Below are 2,289 nucleotides of genomic sequence, written 5' to 3'. Positions count from 1 at the left end.
ATCTTCGTGCGCGCGGCGGCCAGGTAGTCCGGCGTCGGGCTCGGCGTCGGTGACTGGCTGGGTCGGGCCGCGGTCGGCGACGTGCTGTCGTCGTCTCGACGATGCCGGCCAGCGGCAGCCGGAGGGTCTCGAGACCGCCGGGCTCACCGATCGCGCCGGCGAGGAACTGGTAGCCCGCGTCGCGGTGGCCGACCGCGTTCGCGACCCGTGGCGGCCGGGCCAGCGCGCCGCCGAGCTGCCGCACCTCGACCACCAGGGCCCGCGACTCGACGGCCGGGCCGGCGGCGGCCAGCAGCGCGTCGGCGGCCTCCGCCGGGAAGTCGCGTAGCAGCGTCGTGGACTCGTACCCCGGCAGCGGTTTGGTCGGGTCCGCGTGGATGGCGGCGATGTCCGTGAACGGCATCTCGGCCACGGTGTCGACCAGCCGCGGCGTGCTCCGCAGGTCCGCGACGAGCTGTGCGCCCTCGGCGGCCGGGCCCAGGTAGGCGAGTCGCACGTGGACGGTGAAGCGGCCGCGCAGCGGCTCGGGCACGAAATCCAGCGGCGGCAGGCGCAGGAACGCGAACGACGCGGAGAGCGCGTCCGGCGCCACGGCGGTCAGCCGGCGGTACGCGTCCACCACCTTCTCGGCGTGCTCGGCGGCGAAGTACATCCCACCGCCGTACAGCCGCGTGACCGGCACCAGGTCGACGGTCAGCGACGTGACCACGCCGAAGTTCCCCTTGCCGCCGCGGACCGCCCAGAACAGGTCGGGCTCGTGCGCCGCGTCGACGTGCCGCACCGCGCCGTCCGCGGTGACGATCTCGAACGACCGCACGTGGTCGGCGGAGTAGCCGTAGGTGCGGCCCAGCGTCGGGCTCAGCCCGCCGCCGAGCGTGTAACCGACCACACCGACGTTCGGCGAGGAGCCGGCCAGCGGCGCGAGCCCCACCGCGGCGGCCGCCTCGACCAGGTGCTGCGCCTCGACGGCGGCGTCGATCGTCGCCGTGCGGGCCTCCGCGTCGACCCGGACGCCGGCCATCCGCCGCAGGTTCACCATGACGGCGTCGTCCGAGCCCGTCACGGCGCCGTGTCCCGTGGCGACCACCGCGACCGGGCGTCCGTGGCCGGCGGCGAAGCGCACCGCCGCCCGCACGTCGGTCGTGGATGTGGCGCCGACCACGACGGCCGGTCGCTGGGCCTCGGACAGGTTCCAGGTGGCGGTCTCCGCGCCGTAGCCGTCGTCGCCCGGCAGCAGCACCGGACCGGCCACCTCGCGTTCCAGCTCCGCCACGTCGTCTCGTTCCAGGATCTCGGTCATCTCGTCGAACCCCCGTTCGTCGACCGTGTCGCGGCAATGGTGGAGCGCATCGGTCGGGCCGCCCACACAACTCCGCGCTCGGCGGCCATCGCGATCGGCGATAGTGAGGTGATGGAACTCCGACAGCTCGAGTACTTCGTGGCCGTCGCGGAGGAGGGCACCTTCACCCAAGGCGCGCATCGGGTACGGGTCGCGCAGTCGGCCGTTTCCGCGACGATCCGGAAGTTGGAGCGGGAACTGGGCGAGCCGCTGTTCACCCGCAACACGACGACCGCGTTGACCGACGCGGGTCACGTGCTGCTGCCGGAGGCACGGGCGGTGCTCAGCGCGGCCGGCCACGCCCGCAACGCGGTGGCTCAGGTGAGCGGCGGCCTGCGCGGCACCGTGCGGATCGGCTGCCCGTCGTCGTTCGGCACGGAACAGGGCGCGGAGGAGGCGCTGCACGTCGACCTGCCGGCGATCCTGGGGCGGTTCCACGAGACCCATCCGCGCGTCGTCATCCGCCTGCGTGGCGCGCCGCGGGGTTCCGAGGGACACCTGGCCGACCTGGCCGCGGGCGGCCTTGATCTGGCGCTCGTCGGCACGATCGACCGGCCGCCGGGCATCCGCCTGCACCGGCTGGGCACGATGCGCTGGTGCCTGGTCTGCTCGCGCGCCCACCGACTGGCCGGCGCCGGGTCGGTGACGCTGGCGGAGCTCGCGCACGAGACGTTCGTGGACTTCCCGCTGGGCTGGGGCAGCCGCACGCTCGTCGACCGGGCCTTCGCCCGCGCGGGCATCGTCCGCGAGGTCGCGTTCGAGGCCTCCGACCAGGCGGGCGCGCTCGGGCTCGTCCGCAACAATCTCGGGGTCGCGTTCCTGCCGCGGCAGGGCAGCGAGAGCGACGAGACGTCGGTCGTGGAGGTGGCGGACGCGGACCTCGACCTGTGGGTGGGCCTGGCCACACCGGGCGACCGGCCACCGTCCCCGGCGACCGCGGCACTCATCGA

Annotated in this window: 2 protein-coding genes; one reads left to right on the top strand and one right to left on the bottom strand. The window is 74.6% G+C overall.

Annotated elements, in window-relative coordinates:
• Nucleotides 1–1,300: FAD-binding oxidoreductase (locus AB0H87_RS40860; RefSeq protein WP_360158950.1), on the bottom strand; the 1,300-nt coding region annotated here is incomplete at its 3' end.
• Nucleotides 1,301–1,411: 111 nt separating this feature from the next.
• Between AB0H87_RS40860 and AB0H87_RS40855 the strand changes: the two genes are divergently transcribed.
• The coding region (locus AB0H87_RS40855; RefSeq protein WP_360158947.1) for a LysR family transcriptional regulator at nt 1,412–2,289 on the top strand (878 nt) is incomplete at its 3' end.

The organism is Asanoa sp. NPDC050611 (assembly GCF_040654855.1).
Taxonomy (GTDB): Bacteria; Actinomycetota; Actinomycetes; order Mycobacteriales; family Micromonosporaceae; genus Asanoa.
The sequence above is the reverse complement of the archived record's forward strand: the minus strand, read 5'-3'. Positions and strand labels throughout refer to the sequence as shown.